Source organism: Arachidicoccus ginsenosidivorans (assembly GCF_007971385.1).
Lineage (GTDB): Bacteria > Bacteroidota > Bacteroidia > Chitinophagales > Chitinophagaceae > Arachidicoccus > Arachidicoccus ginsenosidivorans.
Genome location: NZ_CP042434.1, coordinates 4576200 through 4590028 on the forward strand (window position 1 = coordinate 4576200; position 13829 = coordinate 4590028).

Below are 13829 nucleotides of genomic sequence, written 5' to 3' on the forward strand. Positions count from 1 at the left end.
CACAAAACTACCCCGGTCATGCTGCTTAAAATTGTATAAATACGAAATCTGCCGGTCCTCTTGAAGTAGGGCCTTAGGAGCAGTTACTCTATGTGAGGCAGGCAGAAGTGGCCTTGCTGCTTTAAATAAGCACTGGGTGTTGTTTGCAGAAAGTTTTGAAAATCATGGATCAGTTGAGCTTGATCATAGTATCCCGACTCCTCTATCAAAGCGAACCAGGTAGCTTTGCTGTGCTTTTGATCCGCGCTCCTGATTGAGTGAAGTAATTTGAGGGTCTTTATAAACCGGCCATATCTGAAGCGTTCGCTGGCTGAGTAGCCAAAATACTTTTTATGCTGTAACTGAATGGTACGTACTGTCTGACCAGTAGTAGCAGCTATTTGTTTTATTGGACTTAAATGGCCGTTATGCGCTTCAATTAGATGGCTAACCTTGGGAGACCGGTCAACTGGGTAGGGCTTGCAATATTCCAGCAGTGCCTGGACGCGCAATTTAGCTGTTTTTAACCTGCTGAGTGTTGTGTAAAGTTGACCAAAACAGTCTTCTGCCACCAGCGCGTCTGGATCTAGTGGTGTATTTGCGGCTGGAGGAGAAAATCCAAAAAACCGGTAAAATCCATCTTCTTTTAAGGATACAGCCAAAAATTCAGTATGGGGCAACAAGGCATAGGTAAATGCTTTTTTTATAGTACCCAGGAAAAAACAAGTCGGCCCAATTGTTAATTGCTGATGGGGCAAATAAACACCTTGACCGAAAACAAAAACGATTATGGGCTCATATGTAGGGACAAGGGTTCTTGTAACCGGCTTTTTGCCCGCACAGCTGGCAAAATAAAAATGTGCATATAAATCTGCATAGGCAGATGGTACCGGTATATGCTGCTCTTCATAGGAGGTATTTGTTGTTATTTTTTGCATAAGGGAAGGATTCAAAAAAATGTTCGCCAATTTCTTAATGCGCGACTTGTACAGCAGTGGTTATGCGTGAGTACTGCCACGCTCCTGCTTTTCACAAAATTGATGTCTCTGGCGACGGCCGCCGACTAAAGTTCATCTTAATGCTAAGGTAAGACTATAACTTGATATGGCAGCTGAAGTACCGTTTTGTGGCCCAAGACTGCAAATAGTCGACGGTTATTTGACAGGTAATGCTAAGGGGTATTTACGGGAATCTTTGGTTATTCTATGGCTTTTTTAGGTTGTTTGGAGTGAATAGTATCGCCCAAAAAAGGCCTTCTTATTGTGGAAAAAAGTTTTTCCACAATAAGAAGGCCTTCCTGTTCTAAATAATTGCTTTTAAATCTTGTAAATTAAAGGAACCAATCTACTGAAAATCCGCCTCAGAGACCCCTTCATTTAATTTGTAATCGGTGAAGTGAATACTCATTTCCTGACTACCCTGGGGGCCGTGATGGTCATCGTCTGGCTTTGGTTTAAGAGTAGATCACCGACTTTTTTATAGTCGCTAAAACTAGTCTGCACCTGGATGGATTGTCCCTGCATATCAGAAGTAACCTCAGATCTAAGCAAAAGCCCCGTATTAACATCATAATATTCAACCGAAGGCTTGCCGGAAGGTCCGGTAACCGTTAATTGATTGGCATCTTTGCCATCAATTTTTACCACTTTACCGGGTACCAGTTTATAATCTCCCTCCAGATAGTGCAGTTGCGGGATCAGACTTTTTTCCTCTTTATATTTAGCCACCTGATCAGCGGATAAATCTTTTTCTGTCCCATCTGTAACTGATAGCCGGTTGTGCCATTAAAGATCGTTTTGCTGACCACCTGACCATTCATGGACATTTCCATATACTCCTTATTGGGTGCCATGCGCTTAATGGTAATGGGCATTTCCATTCCCTGAACTTTCATGGTACCTGAAGCCAGTACGCTGGTGAGTTTGCCAATGGCCTGCTCGCCGCCGATGGCTTTGAGATAATGATTGATCACCTCTGTAGCTGAGGCTGCTGGTTTATTGGCTGCTGCGGCCGCTTCAGCAGAAACGGGATTGGCATCCTTGTCATACATTTTCACCGGATAGCCCAGTTTTTCCAGGCCAGCCTTAATAGAATCTGCCTTACCGGCAATTACGATGCGGGTATTGGCATAATTAAAATACTTTTTAGCTGCCTTTTGTACATCCGTTGCGCTAACTGCATTGATCTTTTGCAGATACGTACGGTAATAATCCTTAGGCAGGTGATAGATCATAATATTTCTGGCAAAACCGGCAATTCGGGCGATGTTTCTGTACCGAGCGCAAAGTTGCCGTTGAAAGCCGCTTTGGTGTCTCTGAGCAGATCCTGGTCGACTTCACCATCCCTGATTTTTTGATGTTTTGCATAAATAGCATCACGGAGCTGTCCGTTACGGCATTGCGTACGGCTGCATTGGCATTAAAGCGGGTTTGGTGTACACCGCCACTAACAGAACTATAAGCGCCATAAGTAAAGCCATGTTTTTCCCGGATATCTTTAAACAGATAAGCATCTGAGCCGCCGCCCAAAATCTGATTGGCGATCAGGGCAGAAAAATAATCAGGATTGTCCAGCGGTAAGCTGATTACATTGGTGACATTAATGACGGACTGCACCGCTGAAGGTACATCCACCAGGTCGATTTCTGTTGTAGCAGGATTTTCGACAGGTGCAATTTGACTAACCGTTATTTTGGCACCCGTCCAATCGCCAAAATATTTCTCGGCCAGTTTATGCGCCTGTTCTGGTTTGATATCCCCGATTATAGTAAGGTAGCCATTGGATGGAGTAATGTATTTTTGATAATAATCTTTGACGTCTGCTAACGCAATATTGTTAACGGAGGCAGATGTTTCAAATTCTCCCAGTGGGCTTTGTTTTCCATAAGCCAGCGCACTGGTTACATTACTGGCGATGGTGTTAATGGATTTTTCACTGATCTTCAGCCCGTTTAATTCCTGGGTCTTCAGCTTATCAAAAGAGCTTTGTGCTAAGGCTGGATAACGAAGCGCATCGGCCATTAGCCCGAGTCCTTTGTCAAAATAACGATCCAGTGCGGCCACTGAGCCGCCACTGCTGTTTAGTGAAATAGACGTACCGTCCTGTTCAGCGGCCAGGTCAAACTGCGCTTTACTCATATGCTGTGTGCCTTCATTGAGCATACGCCCCATCAGGCCCATGGCACCAGCCTTATCCCCTTCCTTAACCGGTCCGGTATAAATATAATAGGATGCGCTGATCATCGGTGTTTTGTGGTTTTCTACCACCAGCACCTTGATGCCATTTTTTAAAGTGTAGACAACCGGGTCCTTTAGTTTAATAACAGGTGCCGGCCCGGGTTTAGGGGCATGTGACCGGTCGATATTTTGTGCATAGCTACCAGATATAAAAAGTACACCGGCTGCTATAAAAAGTATTTTTCGCATAATAGAAGTTTCTTAATTAATTTGGAAATAAAGATACCTGGGTACTATTTAGCCTTGGGCAAATAATAAAGGATCAACCGCTGATTAGGGTTCAGGTATTTACGGGCAACATCCCGGATCTGTTCTCTTGTAACAGATCTGATTTCCTGTAGCTCTTCGTTAATGTGATTGGTATTTTTATTAAAAAAAGTATAACCGGCAGCCAGGGCTTCAGCCACGCCTAAACTGGTATTGCTCTTGTTGACAAATCCATTTCTGCCTGGTTTAAGATTTTCTGATAATCCTTTTCACTGATCAGGTTGGTTTGCAGTTCTTTAATATTTGTATCAAATGCCTGCAAAAGGCTGTCCAGCGGCGTAGCCCCATTAGGGATCGCCAGTACCAGGTAAGCACCATAATCTTCCAGGGCATAATTAAAGGAGGCTACTTCCAGCGCCGTCTTTTTATCATCTACCAGTTCTTTGTATAATCTGGAACTGGCGCCTCCTGAAAGGATGGAAGAGATCATTTGCAGCGCAACCGCATCCTTGGAATTCTCCGCAGGTGTTCTGTAGGCGGTGAGCAGCGCAGGTACCTGGATATTCGCGTCGTAGGCGGTATCGATGATTTGATGGGTAATCGGATCTTCTTTGATGCTTGGTTGAACGACCTTCGGCCCGTTGGCAATTGGACCAAAGTAGGAACTAATCAAGGCTTTGGTAGAATCTATATTCAGATCACCGGAAATACTAAGTACCGCATTGCCCGGTGTATAGAATTTTTTAAAGAAGTCCTGAAACTCACTTAGTTTGGCGCGGTTAATATCATCCATAGAACCAATGGTCTGCCAGTGATAAGGATGTTTGGTAAACAGATTTTTAAATACATCCTCCATCAGATGACCATATGGACGGTTATCGACCCGCATTCTTTTTTCCTCTTTTACTACTTCTCTTTGCGTGTTTACGCCAATTTGGTTAATGACCGGATGCATCATGCGCTCACTTTCCAGCCAGAGACCTAATTTGAGTTGATTGGAAGGGAAGACCTCATAATAGAAGGTTCTGTCCTGGGTGGTATTGGCATTGTTTTGTCCGCCACCTGCCGACACTATTTTCATAAACTCCCCTCTTTTGATGTTTTCACTTCCTTCAAATAACAGGTGTTCAAAAAAATGCGCGAATCCAGTCAGACCAGGTGTCTCATTTTTTGATCCTACGTGATACATAACTGATACGGCTACCACAGGTGCCGTATGATCCTGATGCAGGATGACATGCAGCCCGTTGTCCAGATCGTACTCCGTAAACTTTACTTCCTGTGCAGACGAGGCCATAGAAAGGAGCAACGCTCCTGCAATAAGGAGGCTGCCTTTTGATCTTAATAGCATAAGTAAATAGTTTTCATATTAATGGAGCAGCAATTTAAGCAAAAATTGCGCAAAATAGCCCCGATTTGGGTTAAATGGAACCTAAACGGGATAAAAGGAGTGATTTTAGTCCTAATTGTATGGAAGGTGGTAATAAAGTGTAAAAAATAGCTATAATCTCTACTAAACTAGTTGACTAACAGAGGTAATTCGTATGGCTATTAATATTAATATTTAGTTATCAAAAAACTAATTTTTTGCCGCTAAAACCCATTTTCAATTATAATCCGGATTGGGAAAATAAAACAACCCTTGGAAACTTTGGCTTACTTTATTGAAGTAGCCAATTATTTTGCGATATCGATTTTTACTTTTTTGTTTTTCAGGCGTGCCTCTTTGATATTTGCGAGTAGCTTTGAGATCTTATGGCGATTAACGGCCACAAATGCACTGAAATCTTTGACTTCGATCAGACCTATATCCTCTTTTTTTAAGCCGCCTGTCTTGGTTAAAAATCCAACAATATCAATTTTCCCTACTTTATTTTTTTACCCGCTGCTACATATAGCGTTATCCATTTTGAGGGTGCCGGCAAAGGGGCGCTAGCGCTCAGCTCAACCTTTTCCATCGCTGGATCCATATAGGGAGGTAAGTATTGGTCAGGACCCAGCATGACAATGGCTGCCCCTGTTTTATCCATTCTGGCCGTGCGGCCATTGCGGTGAATAAAGACTTGTTCGGACTCGGGTAATTGATAATGAATGATATAGCGAATGTGGGAGATGTCCAGTCCACGGGAGGCCAGATCGGTGGTGATCATAAGGTTTACCGTTCCATTACGGAATTTATTTAACGCACTGTCCCTGTCTCGTTGCTCCATGGAACCGTGATAATACACTAAATCCAGTCCCTGCTCCTTAAGATAGTGAAATAGACTTTCTACATGGTCTTTTTGGTTGCAAAAAAGGATACTGCTGCGCCCGCCAAGGGTGCAGATTAGCTGGAAGGCGGCTGCCTGCCGGGTAATTTCTTTGCCAAAACTGAGCAGTTTATATTCCAGGCGGTTATCTTCCAGGAGTGCATCTGTTCTAAAATCCAGTGTTTTGGCACCTTCCAGTGAAATCCCTTCCGGCGATTCAACGGGTAAGGTAGCGGAGATCATCCATTTACGCTGCAGACCGCTTAAACTGTTGTGGATAAAGCTGATTTCATCAGAAAAACCCAGTTCCAGGCATTTATCAAATTCATCAAGAACCAGTGTCTGAATGGCTGTGGGATCTATATTACCCCGGCGCAGGTGGTCGGCTAAACGGCCAGGTGTGCCAATAATCAGGGCCGGACAGGCGCTCAGGTTATTTTCCTCAATCTCCCTTTTATGGCCACCATAACAACAAGTCACGCTAAGACCAGTCTGTAAACCTCTGAAGACATTTTCAATTTGGAGTGCCAGCTCTCTGGAAGGGGCAATGATCAGGGCCTGATTTTGCCTAAGCGATGGATCCAGATCTCTTTGCAGCGGCAACAAAAAGGCCAGGGTTTTTCCTGATCCGGTTGCGGAAAGTAAGATGAGGTCGTCTTTACCTGTAGAGGCGTCCAGCATTGCCTGCTGTAATTCGTTGAGTGATTTTATACCAAGGTTTGCCGTGAGCGCTTCCAGATTTTTTTCCATCCGGCAAAAATACGCCAATTGTAGCTCACTTAACGAATTGAAGCCAAAAGAAAAGTTGAGGGAACCATAGATGCTTAATAGGTTTTTACCCGTTGTTATACCGGTATTATTACTTATATGTTAATTATTCTGCAAAAACGGATAAAAAAGGTAATTTTTTTTCCAACCTTTTAAACTTAGAAAACCGCCTCGGGTCTTATATGGGAATCTCTTGTTTTTAATGATTTTTTTTCAAGCAGCAGGGTTAAATATAGGAAGGCGGACCATTTATTTGGTTCGCCTTTACTTATATATATAAAATTGTAAGCTATTGTTTTTCTTTAAGCCATAAACCTGCTTTGTTGGCTTTATTTTTTCTGATTCTATCTACCAAAATGCTCCTTATCTACCTGTATCTGCTATTAATTGACGTAACCCTTGATTAAAATCCCGTAGTTCCAATAATTGCTCCAGTGTGACTGGCATTCTATACCGCCAGTATTGATCTGGATTTTCTGGATGGTTGATTTGTTCCTGATCTACCTCTGAAATATGCAGGCTATCCTCCATATTGAGTAAATCCTGCAAAAGAAAAATGCTCCACATGGCAGGGGCATCTAAATTTTGTCTGATGATCAGTTTATTTAGCCAACCAGGCAAGTCATGGCCTATTGGCGCGTCGCCTGGTTGTTTTAGCACCTGTTGGTAATAGAGTTGTTGTTGTTGCCTGCTCAGGCTGAGCCACCAGCCTCTAAGACTACTGGTGTCATGTGTAGAGGGAGAAACCACGCTTAAATAAGGTACTTTGGAGAGGTCTTCTGCCATCTGCCCCATGATTTTGGGCATGCGCTGAACATAAAGCCCCAATAATCCTAAATCCCGCATTACCTGAGGGACTGAACTGGGCGTAAAGCCAAGGTCTTCCCCACAAATCAACATATTGGAGGCGTTTTTAATAATCGGTAATTTCTCCATGGCTTCTTTTTGCCAGAGCTTGTCTTGCCTGGAAAAAAAATAATCATGGTAAAGCGCATTTAATGACTGCTGTAAAGAGCTGTGCAAGGTTTTAAAGCAACTCGTAAATTGCATATTAAACCTAAAATGAAAACTACCTTGCTTGTTTGGATCCTGGATCAGCACAACGGAGGCGTGCAGATCCAGTAATGCCTGGCGTAGCCATTTATGATAGGTGCTATCCGGTCGTTTTCTAAAATAATTATCCAGCTTTCTTTGGGTATCAAAATCCGGTTTAAAGCTAAAAAAGCCTTCTTCTTCAGCGTTTAAAAATTCATCGGTGATTTTCTGATAGGATTCTGAAAAGACCTTTTTCAGCTCTTTGATATGGATATAGGGCCGGTATAGCCTTTCCAGTGAAAAATGAACACCTTGTGCGCGAAGTTCATTTTCTGTTACAGGGATTGCGGGCTGAAAATAGCCCAGGATGCCTTCAACGGCCGATACAGGGATACTCCATATCCTGAAAAAGCCCAGAATATGATCGATACGAGTCGCATCAAAATACTGTTGCATATGACTCAACCGACTTTTCCACCACTGGTAATGTGCTGTTTTCATCCTGGGCCAGTTGTAGGTCGGAAACCCCAGTTCTGACCGCTGACGCTAAAATCATCCGGCGGTGCTCCTGCCTGCGCATCCACATGAAACAACGACTGATTTTGCCAGACGTCTACACTGTTTTTAAAGACACCAATGGCGATATCCCCTTTAAAAATACAGTGATGTTGATGGGCGAAGCTGACGGCTTCTTTTAGTTGTTTGTCCAGATGGAACTGCACATAATAATGTAATAGCAATGCTTCCTGGTCCAGTGTGTTGAGTAATGTGGCTATCTGTGGCTCATAACGGGTCTCAGACCAGGTCGTAAAATCACAGGTGCCGTATTTATCTCTTAAGACGCAAAAACACCCATAGGGGATCAACCAATCCTTATTGGTCTCAAAAAATGCCTGGTAGGAACTGGATTTAAATACCGTCTCCTTTTCCAATTGGAAGAGGGCTTTGATAATCTGCCATTTGGCTTTAAGCACGCCTTCATAATCGACAGCTTCCGCCGCGTTGAGTTTTTGACGTAGTGGTTCCATGGAGGCGAGTAATTTCTGGGCCGCCTGCTTTTGGCTGAGTTTGGTTACATCCAGATAAATCGGATGCAATGCAAATACAGAAATGGCCGCATAGGGATAACTGTCTCGCCAGCTGTGTGTTGCGGTCGTATCATGAATGGGCAGCAGTTGAATCAGCTTTTGGCCCGTAGCTGCAGCCCATAAAACGGCTTTTTTGAGGTCGGAAAAATCTCCGACACCAAAACTGCGGTTCGAACGCAGACTAAAAACAGGTACAATAAATCCGGCGCCTTTTACGCTATGCGTCCTTCAGTTGGTCCGTATAAAACCGTCTTGCTGAATCAGTAAAGCAGACCCGGCATTGTCTGTTTGAAGTATTCTGTTCTCCCCTGTTTCATAACTTTCCAGCTGGCTGGTGGCTAAATCATAAATACCATATTTGTAGGCGGTATTTTCTTCAGACAGTTTAAGGCTTAGATCTACTTGCCAATTGCCGTTTGCTTGATTTTCCAGCAGCACGGCTTTAGCAGGATCCCAACCGCCAAGCTGAGGATCTTGGCCGATCAGGCAAATGGCCTTGCCTGCTTCCAAGGCAGGCGCCTTGATGATAAAGCGATGGTTAAACTTCTTTTTAGGTGAGGAGGCAACCTTTTTAGTTCCTGCTTCAATAGCAAAAGCCTGCTGCGCATCGGTTAAAAGCGCATTATTTTCAAAACCGGGTGCATTCCAACTATCTCTTACGGTAATGGAGGTAGCGCCGGTGGGTATATTAAGTTGATATGGGGCGGACAAAGTCAGTGCTCCATCATCATAACGTAATAAATAGGTATAACTGAGCTGTCCGTCTTTAATGGAGGATTTGTCCAGTTCCAGGTTGATGGCCCATTTTTGGTCATTGATGTACTGCATAACGGGTGCATCAATGGTGGCTTCTGCTCCTAAAGCTGGATGTGCCCCTGAAATAAGTAATGCCTCTCCGAATTTTGTTGAAAAGAAGATCTCAAAACGGATTTTAAGCTTACCTGCAGCCTTAGAAGTGGTGGTGGACTTGGTCGTTTTTTTAGCAGCTGCTTTAGTGGCTGTTGCTGTTTTTGTCTTTGTCGCTGCTTTTGTTGCTGCTTTAGTTGCTGCCTTAGTTGCTGCCTTTTTGGCTGGTGCTTTTTTAGGGGCTTTTACGGCCTCTTTTTGAGCAGTCGTTTTTTCAATTTCAGGGTTTGACTCTGCTACGGGTGCTTTTTTAGTGGTCGCTTTTTTGCTTCCTTTTTTTGCTGCTGGTGCTTGGGAGCGCTCTGCCGGGGAGGCTATTTTGTCTGATTGCATACCGGTTAATTTAAAGGTTTTTTACGGGTTTTATTAAATAATAAAAATAATTAATTTAAAATTAATTACGATGTAAAGATAAGGCAATTGTGACAAACGGTTGATCGTCAATCAGGGGTCACTTTTTCCTTGATCTTGGAAACGCCAGCGGCAGGTAAGGATTGGCCGTTATAATCCACCGTGCCTTTCATGTTAAGGGTGATATCTCTGGATTTTACCAGTAAGGTTTGCTGATCTACATACATTTTGCCATTTTGTGTCCCCGTAAAATGTGTTTTGAAAATCGCGCCATCACTGGAAATCTCTCCTGTTTGGCTGACCGTACCAGAAATAGTGACCAGTAAATTGCCATCCAACAGGCTTTGCACTTTATAGGTGGTTACCCTTTTATTGCCGCCATGGCTGACAGAGTCAGTCCACTGCTGCCCTACATCAAGGGTGCCAGGTTTACTCACCAGTAACCCAAAATTGCTGCCTACTTCAAAATCACCTCCTGAGAGTGAAAGTCCACTCAGCACCGTATTAACCTGTCTACCCAGTCGACTACTGTCTATTGCCGTTATTTTTCCGGTGCTGTCTACCTGTATAAAAGTCCTTTTACCCACAATATCAAAAAGCGGTTTGGCAAAGGTGGAGGTGCTGTCTGTTTTCTTGTTGGAATCATATTTTAGCTGAACGCCCATGGTTTCTACCTCTGTATTGAGTTTGACAACTGATACGTCAAACAAAAAATTGCCCGCCCTTTCCCCTGTTCTTTGATACTGGGTGGTAAAATCTGCACTGGTCTTGTAATCCACATTTTGCTGCAGGATCGTCAGGCTGGTCGTTGAGGTTATATTGGTCTGTTTATTAAAGGTCCGGTAAGGCTGAAACAGCTCCGTAAAAGGCGTGTTTTTAGGCGCCAGGGAATCTATAATATCTGCGACCTGACTCGTATCAGAAGGGTGTTTGGGTATACTTTGATCCGTGACACTGTCCCGGCCGGGCTTATTGGCGGGCCTTTTTGTTGTGTCGGGTGTTTGGGCAGTTGCCTGGACCTGAGTAAGGTGCTGCGCCTTTGCCTTTGTATCATCAGCAGGGACTTTGTTGGTAGCGCTGTTTGCAATGGCAGATTTGCTGCTATCTGCTATTGCAGCGTCAGCGGTGGCGGCAAATAACTGGTCAAGACTGTCTTTCACTTTTTTATTGTGGTCAGTCATTGCAGTTGAAGGCCTGGCGCTACTGCTTGCACTGTCCGCTCCTATTTGCGCTGCAGGTTGATTAGTACTGGTTGCATTTGCGGAATCGGCGGCCGTTGAACTGTCCCCTGCGGGTTGTGGCAATATGAAAATACTTTGAATGGTATCGCGATTTACCGCCATATCACTCATATTACTGGTGTCCGGTGTTACCCTATCCGCAGTGCGTGTGAAGTTCGAACTATCCTGTTGCGTCGTGTTGCCAGCTACAGATGGCTGCTTTTGTTGATTTGTCGGTTGATTTGCAGATTGATTTGTAATGGAGTCTACAGCGCTCGAAGTCGCCTTTATTGCCTGCAGGCTGTCTTTGTGAGCTGGCTGCGCCGCCGGATCTGCGATATTTACGCTTTTTTGACTGCTGGTCGTATCACCTGTTGTTGTATTTTGAATTGCCTGCTTTTTCTCGGAAATGGCCACCTGGATCTGTTGCTGGGCTGTCTGCTGCTGGTGTTCGGCCTTTTGCTCAGCCTGCTGGGCAGCTTTTTTTTCTGCCGCCTTCCTGGCGGCTTCATTTTTTATGTTTTGTTCCTGCTGATCGCGGGCAGCCGCCATTTCTTCAAATATATCTACGATTTTACTGCTATCCTGGGCCTTTTCAGGGGTCGGGTGCTCATTTTGCTGCTTAGCCTCTTGTACTGATTGCCCATTGCTTTGATTAAAGGCGGTATCCGCCTGGTTGCTATCTGTTTTTTGCGTACTGTCCTTAGGAGTGGCTAATACCAGGGCCTTGCGCGCGCTGTCTGGAGCCTGCGCCTGTTTTAAGCTATCTATTGAATGTACTCTTATGCTATCTTGTAAGCTTTCTTTTATACTATCTTTTAAGCTGTCTTGGCGCAGTTGATACGCAGAAAGCGTGTCTGAGGTAGTCGCAATTGCCTTGCCAGCGGTGTCCATTCGCAGACTGTCAGGTCGTGGGTGGTATGTGGTATCCTGCGCATAGGCCGCTTGGGCGGTAAAAAGTGTTAAACCAATGGCTACACACAGTAAAATAGATTTCATTCCTTCCTTATAAATTTTGCTCGTCCGCCGCCTATGTTGATTGGATGGCAGGAGGTTTATTGGTCTGCCATCCAATCAACGCAGCGGTCATTCGTTGATTAATCCCAGGGTTATATTATGCTTGTCAAGCTTACTTATAATTACTAACTTTTACTGGTTTTTGTTAGCTTTTATTAAGATTTGCTGTTGCTCCAGGGCTGCTTTAGTCTGCTTTTTTTATGCAGGAGCTTTAGCTGCATTCCCTATGACATTAAAAGCATTATTCTTGCCAAAAGTAGGACTAGTTGCTAAAACTTTCCTAAGTATCCCCATTAATTCGCTGCTAAAGTTGCAAATTTTGGGTGGATGGCTAAACAGAAGCTTATGGGCAAACAAAATCGCCGCAAAGTAAGCTGTGATGCTTTTTGCGGCGACTGTTTTATAGAAATGATGATTTGGATCCATTTGGCCCATTATAATCTGCTATGGCTACCGGCCTTAGCCAATGGCCTGGGTCAGATCGGCAATCAAATCCGCTGCATCTTCAATGCCCACACTAAGGCGGATCAGACCATCATTTAGCCCGTTTTTAATGCGTTCTTCTCTGGGAATAGAGGCATGTGTCATGGAGGCTGGATGGTTGATCAGCGATTCTACCCCACCTAGGGATTCTGCCAGGGTGATGATTTTGGTTGAGGTGACGACCCGGTTTACTTCCTGGATTGAATCATTTTTCAGTTCAAAGCTCAGCATACCGCCAAAGTTGCGCATTTGCTTTTTAGCAATCTGATATCCTGGATGGTCTTCAAAACCGCACCAGTGTACAACGGCCACCTTTGGATTGTTTCTGAGCGCATGGGCGATTTTAGCCCCGTTTTCGCCGTGACGATCCATGCGCACATGCAAGGTTTTGATACCACGCAGCACTAAAAAGCAATCCTGTGGGCCGGGTACGGCCCCGCTGCTTTTTTGTATAAAATAAAGCCTTTCATATAAGTCTTTGTCATTAACAATGACGGCGCCTAAGACCACGTCGCTGTGTCCGCCCAAATATTTAGTGGCAGAGTGAACAACGATGTCAGCTCCCCAGTTAAGCGGATTTTGCAGATAAGGAGAGGCGAAAGTATTATCTACACAAAGCAGTGCGCCAGCCTTTTTAGCAATGGCTGCAACCGCTTCTATGTCGGTTATATTGATCAGTGGGTTGGTCGGTGTTTCTGTCCAGATCAGTTTGGTATTGGCATTTACTTTTGTCTGGATATTAGCCGGATCTTTCATATCCACATAATGAAAATGAATCCCGAACTTTTCGAAGAGCTGGGCAAACAAACGGTAGGTTCCACCATACATATCCGTAGCCGCAATGACTTCATCTCCAGGAGACAGTAGTTTGATCACCGCATCTGTTGCAGCGACGCCGCTACTAAAGGCCAGTCCGTATTTTCCGTTTTCTATTGCAGCCAAAGAGGCTTCCAGGGCTTGTCTGGTTGGATTACCTGCTCTGGAATAATCAAAACCTTTGGTCACGCCTGGGGAGGCCTGTTTAAAAGTCGAGGTCTGGTAAATCGGTGTCATAATTGCGCCCGTCAATGGATCAGGTTCAGCTCCTGCATGGATCAGTTTGGTACCGATGCCTACGTTGTTTAATTCATTTGCCATCTATAATAGAATTTTAGGATGATTCAATTTAGGTGCGAAGGTAAAGAATTTATTTTGATAAAAGTCTACAAAACCAGTAGGTAATTAGCTGTTTTTGTAGGATAGAAATCTAGTTTCCGGTTAATTAGTTGCAAATAATAAAATTTATAGGTA

Annotated in this window: 12 protein-coding genes and 1 pseudogene; all 13 read right to left on the minus strand. The window is 44.1% G+C overall.

Annotated elements, in window-relative coordinates; translation table 11 throughout:
* Positions 1-83: 83 nt before the first annotated feature.
* The 13 genes and pseudogenes from FSB73_RS18360 to FSB73_RS18415 all read right to left on the minus strand — a co-directional run bounded on the left by FSB73_RS18360 (position 84) and on the right by FSB73_RS18415 (position 13676).
* A complete protein-coding gene (locus tag FSB73_RS18360; protein ID WP_146785513.1) occupies positions 84-917 on the minus strand; it encodes an AraC family transcriptional regulator in 834 nt (277 codons plus the stop codon).
* A 465-nt stretch (positions 918-1382) separates the two neighbouring features.
* Positions 1383-1706 (minus strand): hypothetical protein, encoded by a 324-nt coding sequence (locus FSB73_RS18365; protein WP_146785516.1) that lies wholly within the window; start codon positions 1704-1706, stop codon positions 1383-1385.
* A complete protein-coding gene (locus FSB73_RS18370) occupies positions 1676-2212 on the minus strand; it encodes a hypothetical protein (protein WP_146785519.1) in 537 nt (178 codons plus the stop codon). Before FSB73_RS18370 ends, FSB73_RS18365 begins: the two co-directional genes overlap by 31 nt.
* The gene (locus FSB73_RS18375) at positions 2193-3404 is read right to left on the minus strand and encodes a M16 family metallopeptidase (RefSeq protein WP_146785522.1); all 1212 of its coding nucleotides are present in this window, start codon (positions 3402-3404) and stop codon (positions 2193-2195) included. Before FSB73_RS18375 ends, FSB73_RS18370 begins: the two co-directional genes overlap by 20 nt.
* Positions 3405-3448: 44 nt before the next feature.
* Positions 3449-3622 (minus strand): hypothetical protein, encoded by a 174-nt coding sequence (locus FSB73_RS25515; protein WP_225974153.1) that lies wholly within the window; start codon positions 3620-3622, stop codon positions 3449-3451.
* Positions 3623-3624: 2 nt separating this feature from the next.
* Entirely contained in the window at positions 3625-4773 is a 1149-nt protein-coding gene (locus FSB73_RS18380; RefSeq protein WP_225974154.1) for a M16 family metallopeptidase, read from the minus strand.
* A 326-nt stretch (positions 4774-5099) separates the two neighbouring features.
* Positions 5100-5282, minus strand: a complete 183-nt coding sequence (locus FSB73_RS25520) for a DbpA RNA binding domain-containing protein (protein ID WP_225974859.1) — start codon at positions 5280-5282, stop codon at positions 5100-5102.
* A gap of 5 nt (positions 5283-5287) precedes the next feature.
* A complete protein-coding gene (locus FSB73_RS18385; protein ID WP_225974155.1) occupies positions 5288-6421 on the minus strand; it encodes a DEAD/DEAH box helicase in 1134 nt (377 codons plus the stop codon).
* A 381-nt stretch (positions 6422-6802) separates the two neighbouring features.
* Positions 6803-8760 (minus strand): annotated as a pseudogene (locus FSB73_RS27760) (4-alpha-glucanotransferase).
* Between the two features lie 30 nt (positions 8761-8790).
* The gene (locus FSB73_RS18400) at positions 8791-9801 is read right to left on the minus strand and encodes a carbohydrate-binding module family 20 domain-containing protein (protein ID WP_146785531.1); all 1011 of its coding nucleotides are present in this window, start codon (positions 9799-9801) and stop codon (positions 8791-8793) included.
* Between the two features lie 107 nt (positions 9802-9908).
* Complete coding sequence (locus tag FSB73_RS18405; RefSeq protein ID WP_146785534.1) at positions 9909-12038, minus strand: hypothetical protein; 2130 nt, start codon at positions 12036-12038, stop codon at positions 9909-9911.
* 216 nt (positions 12039-12254) lie between these two features.
* Complete coding sequence (locus tag FSB73_RS18410) at positions 12255-12482, minus strand: hypothetical protein (protein ID WP_146785538.1); 228 nt, start codon at positions 12480-12482, stop codon at positions 12255-12257.
* Between the two features lie 33 nt (positions 12483-12515).
* The gene (locus tag FSB73_RS18415) at positions 12516-13676 is read right to left on the minus strand and encodes a cystathionine gamma-synthase (protein WP_146785541.1); all 1161 of its coding nucleotides are present in this window, start codon (positions 13674-13676) and stop codon (positions 12516-12518) included.
* Positions 13677-13829: the final 153 nt, after the last annotated feature.

Excerpts from the sequence above, each read along its gene's own strand:
- FSB73_RS18375 (WP_146785522.1), bottom strand. The coding sequence starts at position 3,404 with ATGCGAAAAATACTTTTTATAGCAGCCGGTGTACTTTTTATATCTGGT.
- FSB73_RS18405 (WP_146785534.1), bottom strand. The coding sequence starts at position 12,038 with ATGAAATCTATTTTACTGTGTGTAGCCATTGGTTTAACACTTTTTACC.
- FSB73_RS18385 (WP_225974155.1), bottom strand. The coding sequence starts at position 6,421 with ATGGAAAAAAATCTGGAAGCGCTCACGGCAAACCTTGGTATAAAATCA.
- FSB73_RS18400 (WP_146785531.1), bottom strand. The coding sequence starts at position 9,801 with ATGCAATCAGACAAAATAGCCTCCCCGGCAGAGCGCTCCCAAGCACCA.
- FSB73_RS18370 (WP_146785519.1), bottom strand. The coding sequence starts at position 2,212 with ATGATCTATCACCTGCCTAAGGATTATTACCGTACGTATCTGCAAAAG.
- FSB73_RS18360 (WP_146785513.1), bottom strand. The coding sequence starts at position 917 with ATGCAAAAAATAACAACAAATACCTCCTATGAAGAGCAGCATATACCG.
- FSB73_RS18415 (WP_146785541.1), bottom strand. The coding sequence starts at position 13,676 with ATGGCAAATGAATTAAACAACGTAGGCATCGGTACCAAACTGATCCAT.
- FSB73_RS18410 (WP_146785538.1), bottom strand. The coding sequence starts at position 12,482 with ATGGATCCAAATCATCATTTCTATAAAACAGTCGCCGCAAAAAGCATC.
- FSB73_RS18380 (WP_225974154.1), bottom strand. The coding sequence starts at position 4,773 with ATGCTATTAAGATCAAAAGGCAGCCTCCTTATTGCAGGAGCGTTGCTC.